This is a genomic window from Bradyrhizobium sp. AUGA SZCCT0177, assembly GCF_018130125.1.
Classification (GTDB): domain Bacteria; phylum Pseudomonadota; class Alphaproteobacteria; order Rhizobiales; family Xanthobacteraceae; genus Bradyrhizobium.
Genome location: NZ_JAFCMA010000029.1, coordinates 89,042 through 110,809, shown reverse-complemented (window position 1 = coordinate 110,809; position 21,768 = coordinate 89,042). Strand labels below are relative to the sequence as shown.

General features: G+C 61.3%; 21 protein-coding genes and 1 pseudogene. 13 read left to right on the top strand and 9 right to left on the bottom strand.

What is annotated here, in order from left to right; genetic code table 11:
• Nucleotides 1-62: 62 nt before the first annotated feature.
• From JQ597_RS29025 to JQ597_RS28995, 7 genes are all read right to left on the bottom strand, one after another.
• Nucleotides 63-1,340 carry a beta-ketoacyl-ACP synthase gene (locus JQ597_RS29025; protein WP_212268898.1) on the bottom strand — a complete coding sequence of 426 codons (1,278 nt, stop codon included), beginning with the start codon at nt 1,338-1,340 and terminating at the stop codon, nt 63-65.
• 103 nt (nt 1,341-1,443) lie between these two features.
• Nucleotides 1,444-2,646 carry a beta-ketoacyl-ACP synthase gene (locus JQ597_RS29020; RefSeq protein ID WP_212268897.1) on the bottom strand — a complete coding sequence of 401 codons (1,203 nt, stop codon included), beginning with the start codon at nt 2,644-2,646 and terminating at the stop codon, nt 1,444-1,446.
• Nucleotides 2,639-3,112, bottom strand: coding sequence for a 3-hydroxyacyl-ACP dehydratase FabZ family protein (locus JQ597_RS29015; RefSeq protein ID WP_212268896.1), 474 nt, complete (start codon nt 3,110-3,112; stop codon nt 2,639-2,641). The genes JQ597_RS29020 and JQ597_RS29015 overlap by 8 nt, the downstream gene beginning before the upstream one ends.
• 9 nt (nt 3,113-3,121) lie before the next feature.
• Entirely contained in the window at nt 3,122-3,415 is a 294-nt protein-coding gene (locus JQ597_RS29010; protein ID WP_192740419.1) for an acyl carrier protein, read from the bottom strand.
• Between the two features lie 180 nt (nt 3,416-3,595).
• The gene (locus JQ597_RS29005; protein ID WP_212268917.1) at nt 3,596-3,958 is read right to left on the bottom strand and encodes a hypothetical protein; all 363 of its coding nucleotides are present in this window, start codon (nt 3,956-3,958) and stop codon (nt 3,596-3,598) included.
• Between the two features lie 130 nt (nt 3,959-4,088).
• Complete coding sequence (locus JQ597_RS29000) at nt 4,089-4,667, bottom strand: peroxidase-related enzyme (RefSeq protein ID WP_212268895.1); 579 nt, start codon at nt 4,665-4,667, stop codon at nt 4,089-4,091.
• A 124-nt stretch (nt 4,668-4,791) separates the two neighbouring features.
• Entirely contained in the window at nt 4,792-6,537 is a 1,746-nt protein-coding gene (locus JQ597_RS28995) for an ATP-binding protein (protein WP_212268894.1), read from the bottom strand.
• Nucleotides 6,538-6,999: 462 nt separating this feature from the next.
• Here JQ597_RS28995 and JQ597_RS28990 point away from each other — a divergent pair.
• Nucleotides 7,000-8,880: pseudogene (locus tag JQ597_RS28990) on the top strand (putative bifunctional diguanylate cyclase/phosphodiesterase); the annotation flags it as partial.
• Here JQ597_RS28990 and JQ597_RS28985 read toward each other — a convergent pair.
• Both JQ597_RS28985 and JQ597_RS28980 read right to left on the bottom strand, forming a co-directional pair.
• The gene (locus JQ597_RS28985) at nt 8,877-9,896 is read right to left on the bottom strand and encodes an AraC family transcriptional regulator (RefSeq protein WP_212268893.1); all 1,020 of its coding nucleotides are present in this window, start codon (nt 9,894-9,896) and stop codon (nt 8,877-8,879) included. The pseudogene JQ597_RS28990 and the gene JQ597_RS28985 sit on opposite strands and share 4 nt — an antisense overlap.
• Nucleotides 9,897-9,913: 17 nt before the next feature.
• On the bottom strand, nt 9,914-10,918 hold the full coding sequence (locus tag JQ597_RS28980) for a SphA family protein (RefSeq protein ID WP_212268892.1): 1,005 nt from the start codon (nt 10,916-10,918) through the stop codon (nt 9,914-9,916).
• Between the two features lie 457 nt (nt 10,919-11,375).
• On the opposite strand from JQ597_RS28980, the gene JQ597_RS37830 reads away from it, so the two are divergent.
• The 12 genes from JQ597_RS37830 to JQ597_RS28920 all read left to right on the top strand — a co-directional run bounded on the left by JQ597_RS37830 (nt 11,376) and on the right by JQ597_RS28920 (nt 21,766).
• Nucleotides 11,376-11,867: a hypothetical protein gene (locus JQ597_RS37830; RefSeq protein WP_249132886.1), complete on the top strand. Its 492-nt coding sequence runs from the start codon at nt 11,376-11,378 to the stop codon at nt 11,865-11,867.
• Nucleotides 11,868-11,891: 24 nt separating this feature from the next.
• A complete protein-coding gene (locus JQ597_RS28970; protein WP_502754680.1) occupies nt 11,892-12,875 on the top strand; it encodes a formylglycine-generating enzyme family protein in 984 nt (327 codons plus the stop codon).
• Entirely contained in the window at nt 12,872-13,381 is a 510-nt protein-coding gene (locus JQ597_RS28965; RefSeq protein WP_212268891.1) for a hypothetical protein, read from the top strand. Before JQ597_RS28970 ends, JQ597_RS28965 begins: the two co-directional genes overlap by 4 nt.
• Nucleotides 13,382-13,395: 14 nt before the next feature.
• Nucleotides 13,396-13,857, top strand: coding sequence for a YidH family protein (locus tag JQ597_RS28960; protein WP_249132885.1), 462 nt, complete (start codon nt 13,396-13,398; stop codon nt 13,855-13,857).
• A 147-nt stretch (nt 13,858-14,004) separates the two neighbouring features.
• Complete coding sequence (locus JQ597_RS28955; protein ID WP_212268890.1) at nt 14,005-15,546, top strand: arylsulfatase; 1,542 nt, start codon at nt 14,005-14,007, stop codon at nt 15,544-15,546.
• Between the two features lie 106 nt (nt 15,547-15,652).
• A complete protein-coding gene (locus JQ597_RS28950) occupies nt 15,653-16,021 on the top strand; it encodes a DUF1622 domain-containing protein (protein WP_212268889.1) in 369 nt (122 codons plus the stop codon).
• Between the two features lie 10 nt (nt 16,022-16,031).
• Nucleotides 16,032-17,018, top strand: coding sequence for an HAD family hydrolase (locus JQ597_RS28945; protein WP_212268888.1), 987 nt, complete (start codon nt 16,032-16,034; stop codon nt 17,016-17,018).
• 13 nt (nt 17,019-17,031) lie between these two features.
• Nucleotides 17,032-17,478, top strand: a complete 447-nt coding sequence (locus JQ597_RS28940) for a hypothetical protein (protein WP_212268887.1) — start codon at nt 17,032-17,034, stop codon at nt 17,476-17,478.
• 73 nt (nt 17,479-17,551) lie between these two features.
• Nucleotides 17,552-18,973: a DUF1254 domain-containing protein gene (locus tag JQ597_RS28935; protein WP_212268886.1), complete on the top strand. Its 1,422-nt coding sequence runs from the start codon at nt 17,552-17,554 to the stop codon at nt 18,971-18,973.
• 79 nt (nt 18,974-19,052) lie between these two features.
• The gene (locus JQ597_RS28930; protein WP_212268885.1) at nt 19,053-20,573 is read left to right on the top strand and encodes a DUF1254 domain-containing protein; all 1,521 of its coding nucleotides are present in this window, start codon (nt 19,053-19,055) and stop codon (nt 20,571-20,573) included.
• Nucleotides 20,574-20,582: 9 nt separating this feature from the next.
• Entirely contained in the window at nt 20,583-20,828 is a 246-nt protein-coding gene (locus JQ597_RS28925; protein WP_212268884.1) for a DUF3302 domain-containing protein, read from the top strand.
• Entirely contained in the window at nt 20,825-21,766 is a 942-nt protein-coding gene (locus tag JQ597_RS28920) for an HlyD family secretion protein (RefSeq protein WP_212268883.1), read from the top strand. The genes JQ597_RS28925 and JQ597_RS28920 overlap by 4 nt, the downstream gene beginning before the upstream one ends.
• The last annotated feature ends 2 nt before the right edge of the window (nt 21,767-21,768 follow it).

Sequence of the window (21,768 nt, the reverse complement as noted above, 5' to 3'; positions counted from 1 at the left end):
CAAGCGAAGTGGATCCCGGTTCGCGTCAAGAAAACGCGTCAAAACAAGAGGCCACGCGGCTGCTAGGCCGGTTCACGCGTCAGGATCAGCGAGGCATTCTGCCCGCCGAATCCGAACGAGTTGGACATCACGGCGGTGACGCGGGCGTCGCGCGCTTGGTTGGCGACCACGTCGAACAAAATGGCCGGATCCGGAACCTCGTAGTTGATGGTCGGCGGAATCCGCTGATGCTCGAGCGTCAGCAGCGAGAACACGGCCTCGACCGCGCCGGCGGCTGAAATCGTGTGCCCGACCATCGACTTGTTCGACGACACCGGGATCTTCGGCAGATGATCGCCGAACACGACGGCGGTGGTGTTGTACTCCATCTTGTCGTTTTCCGGCGTCGCGGTGCCATGCGCGTTGATATGGTCGATCTGCTCCGGCTCGAGGCCGGCATCCGCCAGCGTCTTGCGCATGCAGCCGATGATCGGCTTTCCATCCGGGCTGGAGCGGGTGCGGTGGAAGGAGTCGGTCAGTTCGCCGCAGCCGGCGACGACGCCCAATATCCTTGCGCCCCGCGCCATTGCGGACTCATAGCTTTCCAGCACCATCGCGCCGGCGCCTTCCGCCATGACGAAACCGTCGCGGTTCTTCGAGAATGGTTTTGAAGCTGCTTGCGGCGGATCGTTCTGCGTCGAGAGCGCCGACAGCAGCGAGAACCGTACCAGGGCTTCCGGATTGACCGAGCCGTCGGTCGCCACGCACAGGGCGGCATCGGCGTCGCCGCGGCGGATCGCTTCGACGCCGAGCTGGATCGCGGTCGCGCCGGACGCGCAGGCGGTGGAGAGCGAGATCGGCGAGCCCTTGGTGCCGTAGGTCTCGGCCAGATGGCTTGCCACCGAGCCGAACATGAAACGGTGATGGAACGCCGAGAACCGGCCGCCGCCGCTGACCCGCAGCATGTCCTCATAGCCGAAATCGGTCTTTCCGATCGCGCGCCCGAGTTCCAGCCGCTGCGGCCACTCGACCTCGACAGGCGCCACCGCGAGGAACAGTGGCCCGGGGAAGTCGGCCTTGCCGCCGATGGCAGCCTGTTCAAGCGCTTCCTCGGTCGCCAGTTTAGCCAGTTGCTCGGTCAGTCCCGTCGAGGAGACGGGATCGACGCTGACGAAGTCGACCGTGCCCGCCATGGTCGACTTCAGGCCGTCGATCGGAAAGCGCGTCACGGTGCGAATGCCGGATTCGCCTGCGGTCAGCCTGGTCCAGTTGTCCTTCTTGCCGGCGCCAAGCGACGTCACGACGCCCATGCCGGTGACGACGACGATCGGCCTGCCGAATTTATCGCGTGGTGCTGACATGTTTCCCCCGTCGATGCTGCGCCGCAACTGCAAGCGCTCGCGCGCTCATTTCATGGTCTCGGCGTGATCCCGCCCGAACAGCGATATGGTTCCGGATCACGCGCTACTTGATGGCCTCGACCAGCGCCATGCCTTCGCCCTGCCAGTGACCGGCCCCGAGCACCACAATCTGGTCCGGCACACCAGGCTTTTCAACCTCGAGCCCGGTCGGATCGTTGGGCGGAAACAGCGCGCCGCGCGACAGCGACAGTGCCGCCAGCGCCAGTCCCAGCGGAAACTGGGTTTCCAGCGTGTGGCCGAACATCGTCCCGGTCGCGCGGACGGCAAAGCCGGGATGCTGGCGCAGGAATTCCTTTTCTTCCGACGTCACCGGTCCGACGCCGGTCGCGCCGGTAATCAGGTTGCCGGTATCGCCGGTGACGCCGAGCTTCGGCCACAACGCTTCCAGCGATTTCGTCACCGCGCCGGCTTGCTTGCGCTGGGCGAGGTCGGCGACCACCTTGGTCAGCCGGGCGTAGGGCTTGGCGCCGCGGGCTTCGGCGTGCTCGCGGGATTCCATCACCAGGAAGCAGCCGGCGGAACCAAGCGCGAAACCGCCTTTATCGTCGCGCTGCCACACCGGGGCGTATTTCTCGGTCAGATTGAAATCGCCGAATTCATAGAGGATGAGCAGATCGGGGCGCTCGCCATTATGCGCGGCGCCGACCAGTGCGATCTCGCTCTGCCCGGATTCGATCCGCGCCAGCGCGATCCGCGCCGCATCGATGGAGGCTGCTTCCTCGCCCATGAAGGTGCGCGAAGTTCCCGACACGCCATGGACGATGGCGATGTTGCCGGCGAGCAGGTTGGAGAGCTGGGCCAGAAACAGCGTCGGCCGCAAATCATTCATCAGCCGTTCGTTGAGGAAGGCCGGACTCGAATTACCCTTGGCGTCGGCGTTCATGATCGCGAGGTCGACGGCAATGTCGCGCTCGCCGCCGCCGGCAGCCACGATCATGTCCATCCGTCCCAGGATTTCCTGGTTGCCTTTGACGCCGGCGGAATCCAGCGCCAGCCCGGCGGCATAGGTGCCGATGCGCTGCCAGGCTTCCATCTGGCGCTGGTCGCCCTTTTTCGGGATCTGGGCGTCGAAGCTGACCGGGGCGAGGGGGTGGACGATGTAAGGCGCGAAGCGCTTGTCGTCGACATTGATGCGCTTCTGGTTCAGCGCATCCCAATGCGCGTCCAGTCCCTCACCGAGCGAGGACACGATGCCGATGCCGGTGATCCAGACTTCCTTGGCACCCGGTGCCGTGGGTTCAGTCATGCTTCAGCACCTGCATGGGGAACCCGATCTTTTCGGCCATCGCGTCCATGTGGACGCGAAAGGCAGGGTCGGGGAATGGGGTAAGGCCGAAGGTTATTTCAGCGCTGCACTTCAGTTCCTTGCCGATGCGGCCCTTCGCCTTGGTGACCGCAAAGCCGGAACCTTCGTGCTCGACCTTGGCTTCGATCGTCAGTAACTGACCGGGACTGACGAACCCCCGCATCTTGGCTTCCTTGACGATGGCCAGGAACGGCATGCGCTCGAACTTCAACACGCCGAGCAAAAGCCAGCCCGAACTCTGCGCCATCGCTTCGGTCAGCAGGACACCGGGCATGATTGGGAAGCCGGGGAAATGCCCCTCGAAAATGGTGTGCTTTTCCGGAACCTGGGCTTCGACCACAATCGTCCGTTCGCCGAGATTGAGGTCGACGATCCGATCGATCAGCTGGAAATAATCAAGATCCATGGTGGGCGATTACGCGCCCGTGCCCGCGTTCTTGGCTGCGACCAGTTCGTCGATACGATCGGCGAGGTTCTTCAGCACGAAGTACTGTTCGGTCGTGGCCTTGCCGTCGTTGACCTCCTGGGTCCATTTTTCGAGCGGCATCTTGATCCCGAACGCCTTGTCGATGGCAAAGGCGATGTCGAGAAAGTCCAGGCTGTCGATGCCCAGATCGTCGATGGCGTGACTCTCCGGCTTGATCGTGTCGCGCGGAATGTCGCAAGTCTCGGCGATAATGTTGGCGATCTGATCGAATGTAGAAGACATCATTAAGCCTTTGATATATTGGAGATAAATCCGGGACGGCTTGGAGGAGGCGGGCGCGGCGTTTTTCCCCCGGCCGGAGTCGAGAGCCCGTATATCGGAGCGCAGCCCTGAGTTCAATGGAGGTTGGCAACCCCTGTGGGGACCGATTTATCGGCGAAAATGGCCGTTTAGGCCAGCATTCTAGGTGTGCGGCATCGCGGAAATCCGGGCGCAGTCCCGGCGTCCCATCAGCACGCAATCCTGGGTCTTGCGCAGATCGGCAATGCTGATCGCAAGCCATATCCCGATTACCGTCAGCGCCATCGTGAAGGCCAGGGCCGCAATGTTGGCCAGCATGCGATGACGGAAGTCGTCCGGCTCGTCACGGGACCGTTCGTAGCGGGACAGATCGTTTGCCGCCGGTTGGCCATTGGTCGGGGCGGGCGGCTGGGCATTGGCCGCGGCAGGCTCTTCCCGCCGGCTGGGGGGATGGGCCGAGGTGCGCGGCCGGAATTTGACCACGACGTGCTCGTCATCCCTTTGTATGGGCAGCTGGGGCTTCACTGCAGTCGATCCGCAAAGGTTGTGGTGCTGTTTAGCATGCCGGCCGTGCTTCCAACATAAAATGTTGGTGCGCATCCACGCAGGCCCATCCCCGCAGAGTCTCATGGAACCTGCGTTTCACGACAGGGGCCTATTTCGGCAGCCGCCCCATCATGTAGAACTCGTCGTTCGGCCGCATCGCGGTGACGTTGGCCAGCCGGTTCGACAGCGCAAAGAACGCGGAAATCGCCGTCATGTCCCAGATGTCGTCGTCGGAGAATCCGTGGCCGGCGACTTCGGTAAAATCCTGTTCGGAAACCGTGTTCGCCTCCTGGCTCACCTTCATGGCGAAGTCGAGCATGGCGCGCTGGCGCGGCGTGATGTCGGCCTTGCGGTAGTTGACGGCGATCTGGTCGGCGATCTGCGGGTTCTTTGCCCGGATGCGCAGGATCGCGCCGTGAGCGATCACGCAGTAATGGCACTGGTTGGCGCTGGACGTCGCCACCACGATCATTTCGCGCTCGGCCTTGGTCAGGCCGCTGTCCTTTTCCATCAGCGCATCGTGATAGGCAAAGAACGCGCGGAATTCGTCGGGACGGTAGGCCAACGTCAGAAAGACGTTGGGAACGAAGCCCGATTTCTCCTGCACCGCCAGGATACGGGTGCGGATATCCTCCGGCAGCTTGTCGAGGGAGGGCGTCGGAAATCGCTTTGCAACAGGCTGCGTCATGGAATGGTTCCGGCTTTGGCCGCGCGATGCGGCGCTCGTGCCGGAACCATATCGCGTTTTTGAATGATGTGGATACCGGTTCGCGCCGGGAAAATGGGCGGGAACGCGAGACCCGCCGAAGCTGTCAGCGCAGTGGCTTCTTCAACAGCGAGAAGCGATCGGGGTCCAGGCCCAGCGACGGCTGCAGCATCGGCGCTTCGACCGGACGCGGTTCCAGCGTTCGTGCGGCGGGCCGTTCGTTGATCATGGGATCGTTGGGAACGTCGCGATGCGAGGTGGCGCCGCGCCAGCGGTCCAGCACGGCGCTGACGAAATGCATGTCGTGACCGGCGGCGACCGACGGCGCGGTCGCGATGGTGGCCTCGCTGCGCGGCAATTGATGGATAGGCACTTCCTTGAAGCGCAGCCGCGTCGGCAGTGCCACGCCTTCGCCGAACGCCAGCACTTCGCGGGTGCCGAGCGAGGGCACGAACGACAACAAATTGGCGGCGGCGTCCGAGACGGCCGAGCGCAGCAAGGCCTGATCGCGGTCGTTGGCAAGGCGCATCGCAAACAGTGTGTTGCACTGGGAGATGATGGTGGCGTCGAGTTCGGCCGGACGCTGCGTGACCAGGCCGAGATAGACGCCGTATTTGCGGCCCTCCTTGGCGATACGCGAGACCGCCTTGCGGGTCGGGCCGAAGCCGATATTGCGGTCGGCGGCGGCGTAACGGTGCGCCTCTTCGCAGACGAACAGCAGCGGCGAGACGCCGTCGCTCCAGAGGCCGAAATCGAACGCCATGCGGCACAGCACCGACACCACGGAATCGACGACTTCGGCGGGGAAGCCGGCGAGCTGCATGATGGTCATCGGCCGGCCATTGGCGGGCAGGCGGAACAGATGGCTGATGACTTCCGCCATGGTGTCGCCGCCGACATTGGCGTTGTCGAACATGAACGCGTAGCGCGGGTCGTTGCGCACGGTTTCGACGCGCGAAATCAGCTTGTGATAGATGATGCGCGAGGAGCGATTTTCCAGCTTGCCCATCCGCTCGTCGATCAGCGAAATCAGGTCGACCAGGCGATAGGGCACCGGCGTATCGACGGTGTAGCCGATCGCTTTGGGATCGATCCGTTTCAAGCCGACGCGGTCGGCGTTCTGGTATTGGGTGTAGATGCCCTTCGCCATCGGAATGACTTCGGCAAGAATATCGAGCTCTTCGGGCACGCCGGGGCGGCCGGCGAACAGGACGTCGACGATCTCTTCGAAATTGAACAGCCAGAACGGCAGTTTCAGGTTCCGCGGGTTGAGCACCAGCGCCCGGTCACCGAAGCAGCGGCCGTATTCGTTGTGGACGTCGAGCAGGAAGATCCGCAGGTTCGGCCGCGATTTGAGGATTTCGTTGAGCAGCAGCGAGACGCCGGTCGACTTACCGACGCCGGTGGAGCCGAGCACCGCGAAATGCTTGGAGAGCATTTCCTCGACGTCGACATAGGCGATGACCGAGCGGTCCTGTTGCAGCGTGCCGACATTGATCTGGTCCGAACCGGTCGGCGCATAGACCGTGCGCAATTCCTGATTGGTGATCAGCTCGACGGCATCGCCGATGGTCGGATAGTTGGTGACGCCGCGCTGGAATTTCGGGCGATCGCCGCCGAGGATTTCGCCGAGCAGGTCGACGCCCGCGCTGGCAATGTAATTATCGGAGCTCGGCAGGTCCTCGCAGGTTACGTCGGTGATCATGGCGACGATGGTGGAAGTTGCGCAGCGGATGCTGATGAAGCGGCCGACAGTGGCGCGTACTTCCGAGGTAGCCATCTGGCTTACCGCGAGAAGTCCGACCCGGGCGAGGGAGCCGCGCACCGAAATCACACGTCCGAAGGATGTCACGATGTTGAACCTGGCATGTCATGAGATTGGTCTGGCCGCATTATGGGCGGCCGGGACTAGCAAAACGGTTAAACCGCCGCCGTTCCAGATTGGCTAAATCTGTTGCATCCCGCTCAGGCTTCGTTTTGCAACAGGCGCCTGCCACGGCCACGACACGCCAGTTGTGCAGGAAAATCAGCGCTTTTCTGCATTTGTACGCCCGCGTGCGATCGGCTCTGGATTAATCATTCGTTTACCACATCGGGGGAGAGGCCGGATTTGATCGGGGGGCCGGCAACGTCCGGTACCGGACTCGAGATCAAGTGTCAGTCCGTGTATCGCGGTAACCGATTGCTAACCGCAAGTTGTAACCCGCCTTCCATTTGTCGTGCGTAACGATGTCACGCTGGGACGGACCAGGTGACTTTCGATAGCGGCCATTACATGCCGGGCGATTCTGCGAATCCTGTAGAGAAGACCGGGACGGTGAGGCGCCTGGCGCTTTGTGCTGTCCTGATCGCGGTGGCGATTTCGGCTGGCGTGGCGACATCGGCGTGGGAGCTTCGCGAACGCGTACTGCTTGCCCTCGTCGTGATCCTCGCACTCGTCGTCGCTCTGCTGCTGAGGCGCCATCGATTGTCCGACCAGCGGCTCGCGGCCGAACGGCGCCAGCTCACAGTTGCCGTGAACAATATCCCGCAAGGTCTTGTTCTCTATGATGCATCGGCGCGCATCGTCATTTGTAACCAGCCCTATATCGATATGTTTGGCCTGTCGCCGGATGTAGCGAAGCCCGGCTGCACGATGCATCGCTTGATCGAACACCGCAAAGAAACCGGCTCCTTTGACGGCGATGTCGACGCGTTCTGCAATGCCATCATCCGCACCGTGTCGCTCGGCAAAGCCACGCGGCAACTCACGGAAGCGCCCGGCGGCAGGGCGATCGAGATCGTCAACCGGCCGCTGAATGCGGGTGGCTGGGTGGCCACGATCGAGGACATCACCGAACGCACCCGCGCTGACGAGAAAATCGCCCATCTGGCGCATTATGACGGGCTGACCGACCTGCCCAACCGGCTCCTGTTTCGCGAGCGACTGGAACAGGCGCTGAAGGCGGTCCGACCGGGCGAACAGCTGGCGGTATTCTATATCGACATCGACGAATTCAAGAGCGTCAACGATGCCCTTGGCCATGCGATCGGCGATGAGTTGCTCAAAGGCGTAGGCGAAAGGCTGCGCTTGTGTCTGAAGGATACAGATGTGGCGGCGCGGCTGGGCGGTGACGAGTTTGCCGTGATTCAAACCGGTATCAAGAAACAGACGGAAACCACTCAACTTGTTGAAGGAATTTACGCGGCGATCAGGGCGCCGTTCGAGTGCGCGGGCCACCTGATCACAACAGATGCTAGCATCGGCATCGCGCTCGCCTCCGGCGATGGGCTCGATCTCGACCAGTTGCTCCGGAACGCGGACCTCGCGCTGTACGGCGCCAAAGGCGAAGGACGGCGGACCTACCGCTTCTTCGAGGCCGGCATGGACGCCCGCGCCAAGGCGCGACGAGTCCTGGAACTCGAATTGCGTCAGGCGATATCAGATGGCGGCCTCGAGGCCTATTATCAGCCGGTGCTCAATCTCGAGGACGGCAAGGTTTCCTCCTGCGAGGCGCTGCTGCGATGGCGCCACCCCGAACGCGGCATGATTTCGCCCGCGGAGTTCATTCCGGTCGCGGAAGAGACCGGCCTGATCAACGAACTCGGGCACTGGGTGCTCAATACGGCGTGCGCCGAGGCTGCCAGCTGGCCGGCGGAGGTCCGCGTCGCGGTCAACGTTTCACCGGTTCAGTTCCGGAGCCAGACGCTGGCGCTCAACGTGGCGGCGGCCCTTGCTGCCTCGGGCCTCGCCGCATCCAGGCTCGAGCTCGAGATCACCGAGGCGGTGCTGATCCGCGACGACGACGGCGCGCTTCAGATGCTGCATCAGTTGCGCAAGCTGGGGGTACGCATCGCGCTGGACGATTTCGGCACCGGGTATTCCTCGCTGAGCTATCTGCAGCGGTTTCCATTCGACAAGATCAAGATCGACCGCTCTTTCATCAGGGATCTGGCCGGCGCAGGCGCGTCGTCGTCGATCGTCCAGGCGGTGGTGAACATTGCGGCCGCGAGCGACATGACGACGACAGCGGAAGGCGTCGAGACCGAGCAGCAGCGAAACCTGCTGTACATTCTCGGCTGCACCGAGATACAGGGATTTCTGTTCAGCCCCGCGATACCAGCCGCGGACATTCGGCGGCTGTTGCTCTCGCACCGCGGCAAGGTGGTATCCGGGAATTTGACGCCGGCGGGTTTCGCGGAAGCGGCCGGTTAATTGGTGTTAGTCCTCATCGGAACCGCTTCGGAAAAATCTTGATCGATCTCCTTGCGCGCGCGGAATCCGCGGCCGCCAAGCGTTTCCGAAGGATACTCCCCGAACAGCGAGTGATAGTAGTGAGAGAAGCGTCCAAGCTCGATGAAGCCGTGCCGGATCGCCACCTGCGCGACGGTGACCGTCGCAGGATTGCTTTCCCTCAGAACGGAATGAATGGCGCAAAGCCGCTTGTGACGCAGGAACGATATCGGTCCCAAACCGAAAACGTCGTAGAATGCGCGATGCAGAGTCCGTCGTGACACGTTGAGATGGGCGCAGATTTCGGAAACGTGCACGGGGCGAAGGCCGGCGGCTTCGAGATAGTCGTCGACTTTCCCGACCAGCTGCATCGCCGAGGGCAAAAGCCCTCTGGTGTCAGGCGGTAATGATTGCGCGATGGTTCCGGTGACGGCATCGATGATCGAGCGCTTCCAGAAATCGGCGACGGCATCGGACAAGGCGCTCTGTTGCCGTGCCAACCGGGAAATGATCAGTGGCAATCGGTGCGTCGCCGCAATCCCGATCGAAGGGTCCGCCTGATAGACGTTTTTGTTGAGCCATGCGGCGGGGTCGCTCAATCTTGGTTCACCCTTGAACAGCGACATGACCTCGGCAAGATCGAGACGGATCGCGGCATAGGATGAGGCGCCATGAAAAATTCCGTCATGCTCGGTGCTGGGCGGCATGATCAGGACATCCGCCGGACGCATATCGAAGGACCAGTGGGTGACCCGGTCTTCCGAATTCAGCAGCATCCCGACAACGAGCTTGTCATCGGTCGAGACGCGCTGGGTGCGAACGCCGACGGAAAACGAGCCGATGCTGAGCGAAAAATCTCCGATCCCGACATGGCTCAATGAGCCTCGAAACTTTCCGCGGCCGAGTTGCGTCACCTCGACATGCGATCCTCTGATCGCGTTGTGAAGGCCTTCGAAGCTGTCCAGACTGGAGGTGTTGACCGCAAGCTGCCCGCTCATGGTTCGTCATCCCGCTGCTAAAACTTTGCCTTGATTGGCTTCAGGGGCGCAGCTTGGCTGCTGCTGTCGATCGCGAGCGGGACGGCCACGGTGAAGAAACCCGCGGTGCCTTCCATGCGGTTCCGCACGTCAAACTCGCGATAGACCTTGATGCGTGTCGATACCGGCAGCTTTCCTATCTCGAATATATAGCCGATCGATCCGCCGAGCGCGACCACGCGCCCTTCGAACGCACCGAGGAGCGCGCCGGTGCCGCTGTCCGGCGTCAGTTGCTGATAGAAGTAGCCGACCAGGCCGATTGTGAATTCCTTGGTCAGATATTTGGTCGCGGCCCATTCGAGGTGGAATTCGTCGCCGGTCTTGTAGTCGGTGGCGGTGTTCGTCTTGTTGAACGTGAACCCTGCGGCTGCGGAGAGATCCCAGCCGATCGCGGGATCAAGCCACGTGATCGCACCGAACACGTCGATGGCAGGCCGGTTCAGGGATACGTTGGACAACTGGCCAGGCACATAGGTGCCGGATGGAATGACGCCTCCGACACCGAGCTGCCAGTGGAAATTGCCGGCGTGCCATCCGATGAACGAGTTCACGAAGAAATCGCTCACGTTGAGCTGTGCATCAGTGGCGTTGACGCCGATCGGCCCGAACCGCGGCGAGTTCACCAGGAGATTGGCGTTAACGCGCGGTTCGCCGAACGGCGTGGTGAGGGAGACGGCGAGGTCACCGCCGAGAATCTTCGCCGGCGTGACCCACATCGTGGTCGGCAGATTGATCCAGCTCTGTGCGGAGACATTTGCGACCAGCAGGCCGCCCAGCGGCAGCGTACGCCCGCCGCCGATCTTGCCGCTGTAGAAGTAAGTATCGTCGTTGAAGTAGAGGCCCGGCGGCGGCGTGATGCCGGCTCCAACGGAGCGCGAACCAAGAAGGTAGATGCCGGTCGCGGCCTCGGCGGCTTCCGCGCGCTTCTCGAACGCGTGGAGCGTTGCCGCAGCGAGAAGTAACGAACACAAACCATAGCGCATCGACAACTCCCCAAGGAAGCGATGCCCCATCCCCGACTCGATCTAGCCACAACTCCCGCGCGATCACAATGAATTTCAGTGATCCGCTGTGATCAGGTTTGCTCTGATGCACAGACGCTCAGCGCAGACTCGAGAGCCGGCGAGAATATTTGTCTAAAGTTTTGGACAGTACGAGATGCAGTTCGGTCAATGCGTTGATCGATTTGCGAAGTTGTCCATTAAGGCTGAAATCGAGCCGATGCAGATTGGCACAAACTGCACATCACAGAGCTTCGAGATTCGTTTAGCCTGCAAGTGCGCCAATGCTTCGTGCCTCGTAAGCCTTTGAAGAGGCTGAGGCTGTGCGCCAATGAGCCGCGCCAAAAATTGGGCGGAAAAAGGGAAGAGGGGCTGACTGATCTACGTCTGCCGCGCGCAACCCAAACGCGAGCGGCCGCAATAAGAAAAGGGTCCGCCTATGCGTTCAACGAGAACCCGCTTTGTCGATCTGGCCAACGCTCGCAACGAAATGCTCTACGCGCTGGCCTTCTCCGCCTTCGTTGTTCTGACGCCTTCGCCGGTAACGGCGACGGTCATCGTGCCCTCCGGTTCGCTGCAGCAGCAACTCAAGCAAGAACGCACGCAAGACAGTCTGGTGACTGAAGTCCACGCGCGAGCCGGAGGCTCTGTACGCCGGACCACCGTCGTCGGTCCGCGAGGCAACGCTGCCAGTCGGACCGTGGTGCGTGGGGGTGCGGTGGTGGGGCCGGGTGTCGCGCGCACCGGCCGCTGGGTCCGTCCGGCCAATTACTATTGGCGTCCGGGCGGCGCGATCGCCGCCGGTGCGGCGATCGGATTCGTCGCCGCTGCCTCCGCAGCAGCCTATGCCGGCTCACCGCCGGCGCCGGGTTACTGCTGGTACTACTCCGATCCGAGCAAGACGCAGGGCTTCTGGGACGTTTGCCCGTAACCGCGCACGTCAGGAGTCAGTGCCATGACGCTGCTGCAAACCGACGTCCGGCAGGGCGACAAGCCGTCGGAAGATGGCCGAACCGCCGACATGATCCGCATTCCCGGCAGCACATTCCGAATGGGCTCCGACAATCATTATCCCGAGGAAGCGCCGGTACATCGCGTGACGCTGGAGGGCTTCTGGATCGACCGCACGCCGGTGACCAACCGTCAGTTCAAGCGGTTTGTGATCGCAACCGGTCACAAGACCTTTGCCGAAATCCCGCCTGACCCAAAGCATTATCCCGGTGCTTTACCGCACATGCTCTACGCGGGCTCGCTGGTGTTCGAGCGGCCGCACTCGACCTACGATCTGCGCGACTGGAGCCAGTGGTGGTCGTTTATGAAGGAGGCTGACTGGCGGCATCCCTACGGGCCCAAGAGCAACATCAATGTCCTGAACGATCATCCCGTCGTACATGTCGCCTATTCGGACGCGCTGCTCTATGCGCGATGGGTGGGCAAGGACCTGCCGACTGAAGCCGAGTGGGAATTCGCCGCACGTGGTGGTCTCGACGGCGCTGAGTTCGCATGGGGTGACGAATTTGTGCCCGATGGCGTGCATATGGCCAATACCTGGCAGGGTGAATTCCCGCTGCACAATCGCCATGAGGATGGCTACGACCGCACTTCGCCAGTGACGGCGTTTCCGCCGAACGGTTATGGCCTGCACGACATGATCGGCAATGTCTGGGAATGGACCTCGGACTGGTATTCGCCGAAACATGAGGCCGACGCGCCAAAGGCGTGCTGCATTCCCGAAAATCCGCGCGGCGGGCGCGAGGAGGGCAGCTACGACCCGCGTCAGCCGAACGTCAGAATGCCACGCAAGGTCATCAAGGGCGGTTCGCATCTGTGCGCACCGAATTATTGCCGCCGCTATCGTCCGGCGGCGCGACATGCCGAGGCGATCGATACCTCGACCAGCCATCTTGGGTTCCGGTGTGTGGTGAGGGACGTCAAATGACATCAGCTCCGACATCGGCATTTGCGCGTGCCCTGACCTGGCTCGCGGTCGCGATGTCGGTCGTGCTGCTTGGCCTCGGGATCGCCTGGTACGGATGGTCGATCGAAATCCATCGCCGGTTCTGGGCGGACATCTTCGAACGCATCCACGGACCGATGACGTTCCGCTTCTATCTGCAGCCGGTGATGGCCGCGCTGGCGGCGTTGCCGGACGGCATCAGGGATGCGCGGCTCGGCCACAAATCATTCTTCTGGTCGGCGTGGTGGGACAACAACGCGTCAGCCGGGCGGCTGCGCGAGGGTGCCATTTCCACAGCGCGGGTCGTGCTGCTCGGGCTCAGCATGGACGTGATCTATCAATTCAAGGTGCTCGACCGCTTCTATCCCGCGGAAGCGTTGATGATGGCGATCCTGCTCGCCGTCATTCCCTACTTTATCTTTCGATGGATCGTCGAGCGCGCCGCCATCTGGTGGTTCGCGCGAAAGGGTACCGGCGCGTTGATGTAGTTAAGAGGCGTTCAATGGCTGAAGGCGTAACCTCAAAATCTGCTGCCGACCAGATCTCGGTCGAGTTGTCGTCGCGCCGCACCGGCATGTCCTTCCAGCGCACCCGCATGAGCGCCGACCGTACCCTGATGTCGGTGATCCGGACCTCGCTTTCGCTGATCTCGTTCGGCTTTACGATCTATCAAGTGTTCGAGAAGCTGCGCGACCAGAACATAGTCACGCATGGCGCGCCCGCGCGCAATTTCGGCTTGACGCTGGTGGCACTGGGAGTCCTGATGCTGCTTGGCGGCATCGGCTATCACCTTCAGTTCATGGCTCACCTGCGCGAAGAGCGCAAATCCATGGCGGAATCCGAACTGATTCACGCCCAGAGCGGCTTTCCGGTTTCGCTGACGCTGATCACCGCAGCGATTCTGCTGTTCATCGGCATCGCCGCCATCGTCAGCATGCTGTTTCAGGTCGGTCCGTTCGGGTGAGGAGATCAAATGGCAAAGAAGTCGGCAAAGAAAGGTCCAACGAAGAAGGCTGGCGGAAACACGGCTTCGGAGAAGGTCGCGTCAGTGAAGCAAAGAACAACCCAGAAAACTGCAGAACCAAAAGCATCAAAAAATGGGAGCGCGAAAATGGCCAAAGTAAAGAAGCCCAATATCCTCGTGATATGGGGCGACGATATCGGCATCTCCAATCTGAGTTGTTACTCAATGGGTCTGATGGGATACAAAACGCCCAACATCGATAGACTGGCGAAGGAAGGAATGATTTTTACGGATTCCTACGGCGAGCAGTCCTGCACCGCGGGCCGATCGTCATTCATTACGGGCCAGAGCGTAATGCGCACCGGTCTGTCCAAGGTGGGCATTCCGGGCGCGCCGGTCGGCATGAACGAAAAGATCGTGACGATTCCGGCGCTCTTGAAAAACGAGGGCTACACGACCGGCCAGTTCGGCAAGAATCACCTCGGCGATCTCAATCACATGCTGCCCACCAACCACGGTTTCGACGAGTTCTACGGCAACCTCTACCATCTCAACGCCGAGGAAGAGCCGGAGATGTATGACTACTTCCCCAAGGAAGAATTCGGCGACTTTATCGAAACCGTCAGGCCGCGCGGCGTCATCCACAGCTTCGCGACCGATAAAGACGATCCGACGGTCCAGCCGCGCTGGGGCAAGGTCGGCAAACAGAAGATAGAAGATACCGGACCGCTCAGCACCGAGCGCATGTTGACGTGCGATGACGACTTTGCCGAAAGGGCAAAGGGTTTCATCAAGAAGGCCGTGGACGGCGACAAGCCATTCTTCGTCTGGGTCAACTTCACCCACATGCATATGTTCACGCACACCAAGAAGGAAAGCCTCGGACAGGCAGGGCGCTGGCAGTCGCCGTATCATGACACCATGATCGATCACGACAAGAACGTCGGCTCGCTGTTGGACTACCTCGACGAATTGGGCATCGCCGAGGACACGTTGGTGATCTATTCGACCGACAACGGCCCCCACCGCAATTCATGGCCTGACGGCGGGATGACGCCGTTCCGCAGCGAAAAGAACACCAACTGGGAAGGCGCGTTTCGCATTCCGCTGGTCGTGCGTTACCCGGGCAAGATCAAGCCAGGCTCCGTCTCGAACGAGATTGTCCAGCATCACGACTGGTTGCCGACCTTCCTTGAACTGGCCGGCAACAAGACCGTGGTCGAAGACCTGAAGAAGGGCGTGAAGGCGCTCGGCCGTACCTACAAGAATCACATCGACGGCTTCAGCCTCCTAAGCTACCTGACCGGCAAGACGGAAAAGTCGCCACGCCAGATGTTCATGTACATCTCCGACGACGGCGACACGTTGGGGATTCGCTACGACAACTGGAAGATCGTCTTCATGGAGCAGCGCCTCAAGGGCACCATGGGAGTGTGGGCGGAACCGTTCACGCCGTTACGCGTGGCCAAGCTGTTCAATCTCCGGACCGATCCTTTCGAGTTCGCGGATGTCACGTCCAACTCATACTACGACTGGTTCCTACGTCACGCTTTCATCATCTATGGTGCGATCGCAGTGATGATGAAGTTCAACGAGACGTTCGTCGACTTTCCGAAGATTCAGAAGCCGAACACCTTCACCGCCGATCAGGCGATCGACAAGCTGCATGCGACGGCCGCAGGAAGCTGATGGGTTTCTGGAACACCGGGAGCGGGTGGCGTTGACGACCGAGCGAATACGGAAGGGCGGCACTCGCGCGGCCCTTCGCTACTGAGGATCTGAACCGGGGTCGCCCGTGAAGCAATGGCTGGTCTTCGCCACCGAGAACGCCGTCGTCTTCATCGATGCGTTGGCGCTCGTCATCATCGTGGTCGGTACGGTCGAGGCATTCTTCGGCGGCCTGCGGGCGATGCTGGGTTCGCCGTCCGGGCACGAACGTCGGGACATCTGGCTGCGCTATGCGCGATGGCTGGTTGCCGGGCTTACGTTCCAGCTTGCCGCCGACATCATCGAGACATCGATCACGACGAGCTGGGAAGCGGTGGGGCGCATTGCTGCGATCGCACTAATCCGCACCTTCCTCAATTACTTCCTTGATCGCGACTTGGAAGAAGTGCGCCAGCGGCAGCGCGAAGTCGCGGAAACGCCACCGAGGCCGGTATGAGGGGTCAGCAATGTTGAACCGACGCAGCCTGTTGGCGCTGCTTTTCGTCCTTTCCGCCATTGGCGCGGCCGCGGCGCAGCCATCGCAGGACCCATTGCCGTCCTGGAACGACGGTGCCGTCAAGAAATCCATCGCCGACTTCGTCGCCCGCGTAACGACACAAGGCGGTGCCGACTTCGTCCCCGTCGAGCAGCGCATCGCCACCTTCGACAATGACGGCACGCTGTGGTGCGAACAGCCGGTCGATTTCCAGCTCGCGTTCGCCTTCGACCGCATCAAGGCGATGGCGTCGCAGCATCCGGAATGGAAGACGACGCAGCCGTTCAAGGCGCTACTCGACAACGACATGAAGGCGTTCGCGGCGACCGGCGAGAAGGGGCTGCTGCAGATTATGACGGCAACCCATAGCGGCATGACCATAGATGAATTCAGGAAGGTCGTGCTCGACTGGACCGCGACCGCGCGCCACCCGGGCTTCAACCGGCCCTATACCGACCTTGTCTACCAGCCCGTGCTGGAGCTGCTGGCTTACCTGCGCGCCAACGGTTTCAAGACCTTCATTGTATCCGGCGGCGGCATCGAATTCATGCGGCCGTGGACGGATAAGGTCCACGGCATTCCGCCGGAGCAGGTGGTCGGCTCGTCGGGCGTGGCGAAACTCCAGACGGGCGCCAATGGCAAGCCGGAGCTGACGAAGCTCCCCAAGGTCGAATTCATCGATGACGGTCCCGGCGGGAACCGCTCCATCGGGCGGCGATCGATCTTCGCATTCGGAAATTCCGACGGTGACCTGCAAATGCTGCAATGGACCACCGCAGGCGAGGGCGCGCGCTTCGCCGGCATCGTCCATCACACCGATGCGGAGCGCGAATACGCCTACGACCGGCAGTCGAAAATCGGAAAACTCGACAAGGCGCTGGACGAGGCGAAGGCAAAAGGCTGGACCGTCGTCGACATGAAGCAGGACTGGAAGAAGGTTTTCGCGTTCGAACCGTAAGGGAGATGGCGCATTGATTATCGGTGCACGATTCGCAAGATGGGGTCTCGGCCTCTTCATCTTCGGTGTGTTCCTTACCTTCGGGATCATCGCGCACTACTGCGCGGGCTCTCGCTGGCCGAACGGTGCGCTGTTCATGCAGAATATCACGCTGTGGTGGGCCTGCCCGTGGACGCTGTCGGTCGCGGCCGTGCAAGCTGGCGGGCTCGGCATGGTGGCAATTGGTCTCACGCTGATGCTGGCCGCACGAGTATCGCCAACACGACCAGCGGCCGAAGGCTCGGCGGCGCTGTGGCTTTGCATCGTCGGGCTGTTGGGTGTCTTCGCCGTCGGTTATCCCGGTTACTTCGTCTTCGATGCGATATGGCCGAGCTACTACTACTCGCCAATAGCAACCGGAAAGAATGCGTGGCTGCTCGGTCAGGCGCTTTTCATCGCGATCTATTTGCAGGCCTCATGATCGCGTTCGGAGACGTTCGTCAGGCACTTTCGCTTGCGACACAAACCGCAACCAGAGCTTGAGGAGAACAACGATGAGCAAGAAACTGTTTGTCGCACTTGCGCTTTCCTGCCTTGCGGGAAATGCGGCCGCGCAATCGACACCGCAGGAACGGTTGGTCCGCAGCCGCGCCGTCGAAGCGGCGATCTGGGGCATGCCCGTCGTCAATTACGACCTGATGCTGCAGGAAATGCTGACCAAGACTCCGGGCAAGGTGAACCAGGTGATCTATTGGGGCAAGCCGCTCGACTGGAAGAACCAGACGCTGACGCCCAATCCCGACACGCTCTATTTCATGACGTTCCTCAACACCAAAGATGTCGGGCCGATCGTGATCGAGATCCCGCCTGCGGACGCGACCGGATCGCTCAACGCCAACATTGTCAATGTCTGGCAGATGCCGCTGGAGGATGGTGGCCTGCTTGGCGTGGACAAGGGGGCTGGCGTCAAGCTGCTGATCCTGCCGCCCGGTTACAAGGGGCAGGTGCCGGCGGGCTATGAAGCGCTGCAGCCGAATACCTGGGGCAGTTACGCCCTGATCCGCTCCAACCTGAAGAGCCACAGCGAGACGGACGTCGCGAACTCCGTGGCCTATGCCAAGCGGCTCAAGGTCTATCCGCTGTCGCAGGCATCCAACGCGCCACCGACCGTCTTTACCGACGTCAAAGACGTCCTGTTCGACACAACCATTCGCTACGACGAGAGCTTTTTCGTAAACCTCGACCGCATGGTGCAGAGCGAGCCATGGCTGGGTCGTGACCGCGCGATGATCGACCAATTGCGTACGATCGGCATCGAGAAGGGCAAGCCGTTTGCTCCGGACGCCAAGACGAAGCAGGCCCTGAAGGATGGTATCGCCGACGCCCATGTGTGGATGGCCGCCAAATACGACGCCGCCCCGCCTCAGTTCTTCGAAGGCACGCATTGGACGTTTCCCACGCATCCTGAATTGCTCAAGGGAGCAAGCGAGGAGTTTGAGGGAGCGAACGACTATCCCGTGGATTGGCGCGGGATCACCTATCACTATGCCTATATCGGCATCAAGCGGCTGGGTGCCGGCCAATTCTACCTCATCAACATCAAGGACAAGGACGGCGCCGATTACGACGGCTCAAAGACGTATCGTCTCCGTGTTCCCGCGGGCGTGCCGATCGAGCAATATTGGTCGTTGACCGCCTATGACCGGGACACGCATGCGCTGATCAAGAACGTCGACCGCGCCAGCCGCGCGTCGAACGCGACCGACATAAAGAAGAATTCCGACGGCTCCGTCGACATCTTCCTTGGCGCCAAGGCACCCGCCGGACAGGAGACGAACTGGATACCGACCGATCCCGCCCGCAAGTTCGAGCTGATGTTCCGCCTCTACGGTCCGAAGAAGGAGTTCTTCGACAAGGTGTGGAAGCTACCGGACGTGGAAACAATCACTGCATCGACGATAGGGGGCAGCAAATGAGGGCAGAAGCTATTGCAGCATCTGCATTCGGGGAGCTGACGGGTGCGTCACAAGGACAACGCTTACGGGAATTGAAACAATGATCACTAACGCAGATCCCGATCGCAGAAATATCCTGCTCACCGGGACGACGCTCGCAATCGCGTCAGTACTGGCGGGGAGTACTTCGTCCGGCGCCAACGCTGAGTCCTCGTCGCTCAATCCGCAGCCGCTGCCGCCATCGCCTGGCTGGGCTCGCGCGCTGCCATCCGGTCCGGATGCGCGTGTGAAGATCACCGAGGCCTATGCCGCCCACGTCGCGCGCGACGCCTTCTTCTGGGCCTGGCCGCTGGTCAATATCTATAACCGCCGGCTTGCGTTCTCGAAGATGACGGAACAGAGGTATGTCGGCCCGTTGCTCCAGGCGCCGCTCAACCGCCTCACGATGCTGACGGACTATGTCGATCCGGAAGAGCGCAATGTCGCGTGCCCGAACCAGGACGTCGTCTACGGCCTCGGCATGATCGCACTGGATGTTTCTCCGGTGGTGGTCCAGGTGCCGGATTTCGGCGATCGCTTTTGGGTGTATCAGATTGTCGATCTACGCACTGACAGCTTCGTTCAGCTCGGCAAGATGTACGGCACCGTGCCCGGCTTTTACCTCCTTGTCGGACCCAACTGGAGCGGTGAGGTACCAAAGGGAATCACCCGCGTATTCCGCGCGTCGAGCAATACCGGCCTTGTTGCGCCGCGTGTTTTTCAGGACGACACGCCGCAAGACAAGCGTACGATTCAGGGCGTGCTGACCGGTATCGCGATGTATCCGCTCGCTGACTACGACGGGCGGATGAAGAGCACGGAGTGGAGCAAGCTGCCCAAGGTAGCCGGCGCGCCTCCCGGCGAAGAGGAAACGCGATGGGTGCTCCCTGAGAAGTTTTTCGACGAGCTTCCGACCGTACTCGCCGACGCGCCGCCGCTGCCGGGCGAGGAAGCACGCTATGCACAGCTGCTCGCGGTACTGGCTGCCGCCAAGGATAATCCAAAAATAAAGCAGGGGATGATCGAGGCCGCCAAGGATGCGGAAGAGAAGCTGGTGAATCCGTTGTTCCAGTTCCGTAACTACGGTCAGCAATTGCCGCATAACTGGAGCACCATCTCCAACGAGTCGGCGTTTGGGACGGACTATTTCACCCGGACGGCGGTGGCCAAATCGAACATCCTGGTGAATTCGCCAAACGAAACCAAATATTTCTATCAGGACCTCGACGCCTCGGGGGCTCGGCTTAACAATTCCAACCGCTACGCCGTGACGTTCGCGAAGGACGGCACGCCTCCCGTGAATGGCTTCTGGTCGCTCTCGATCTACAACCAGCACCATTTCTTTGTCGCAAACCCGATCAACCGCTTCTCGGTCGGCACCAAGAACAAGGATCTCAAACCTGCCGCAGACGGTTCGCTCACCGTCTACGTGCAGGCCGAGGCGCCGGCCGATCCCACACAGCGCGCCAACTGGCTGCCGGCTCCGAAGGGCGATTTCTCACTCTACGTGCGCGCGTACTGGCCGAAAGCGCCCGTTCTGGATGGCTCCTGGACGCCGCCGCCGGTGCAGCGCGTCAGTTAGCGAGGCATCATGAGCGGCCTCGATATCTTCGCCTGGATTGTCCTGATCATTCTCGCCGCCTGTGTGGTCGGCGTGTTCTGCATCGCCGGCTGGCTGCCCGGGCATATCGCCAAGAGCCGCGGGCATCCCTGGGCCGAGGCGGTGACGGTGGCAGGTTGGGTAACGCTGATCTGCGGCTTTGCGCTGTGGCCGCTGGCGCTGATCTGGGCTTACGTTGACGTACCGGCGCGGCATTCGCAGGAGCGTGCCCCATGATCGTGGCGATGCTCTGCGTCTACCTCGTCCTGATGTTTGCGCTGGTGAAGTTTGGCATCATCAGCTTCAATCTGTTCTGGAAGGTGTCGCCGTTCATCGTCCTGCTGCTGCTCAATCTCGGTCTGTTCATTCCGATGGGGTGGGGCGCACCGCAGGGACCCGTGCTGGTGGTGCGCAATTCGGTCGCGGTTGTGCCAAGCGTGGCCGGCGAAGTGATCGACGTTCCCGTCGAGGCGAACAAGCCGCTGAGGGCGGGCGATGTGTTGTTCCGCATCGATCCCGTACCTTTCGAGGCGCAGGTCAAAGCAATCGAAGCACAGCTGAAGCTGTCGGCGACGCGTCTCGCTCAGATGACGCAATTGTTCGAGCGAGATTCCGGCCGCGGTTTCGACGTCGAGCAACGCCAGTCCGAAGTTGACCAGCTCAAGGCGCAACTCGAAGGCGCGAAATGGAATCTGGACAAGACGGTTGTGCGCGCGCCCGGCGATGGCTACGTCACCAACGTCGCGCTGCGCAAGGGCGCCCGCGTCGCCAACCTGCCCCTGGCTCCGGTGATGGCCTTCATCGATACGTCCGACAGTATCGTTGGTGTCGAAATCGCGCAGATCGATGCCCGCTATATTGAACCAGGCCAAGCCGTCGAGGCGACGTTCAAGTTCAAGCCGGGGCAGATCTACAGCGGCAAGGTCGAGAGCGTCCTTCAGGCGGTCGCGACCGGTCAGGTGCAGACCTCGGGACTGGCCGTGACGCCCAAGAATATTGCCTCCGTGCCGTTTGTTGTTCGTATCCGGCTCGACGACGCGCATCTGGTCCGGAGTTTGCCCGCCGGCAGCGCCGGCGATGCCGCCATCTTCACCGAACACGTCAAGCTGGCGCACGTCATCCGCAAGGTGCTGCTGCGCCAGATTGCGATCACGAATTACGTCAATCCGTTCTGAGT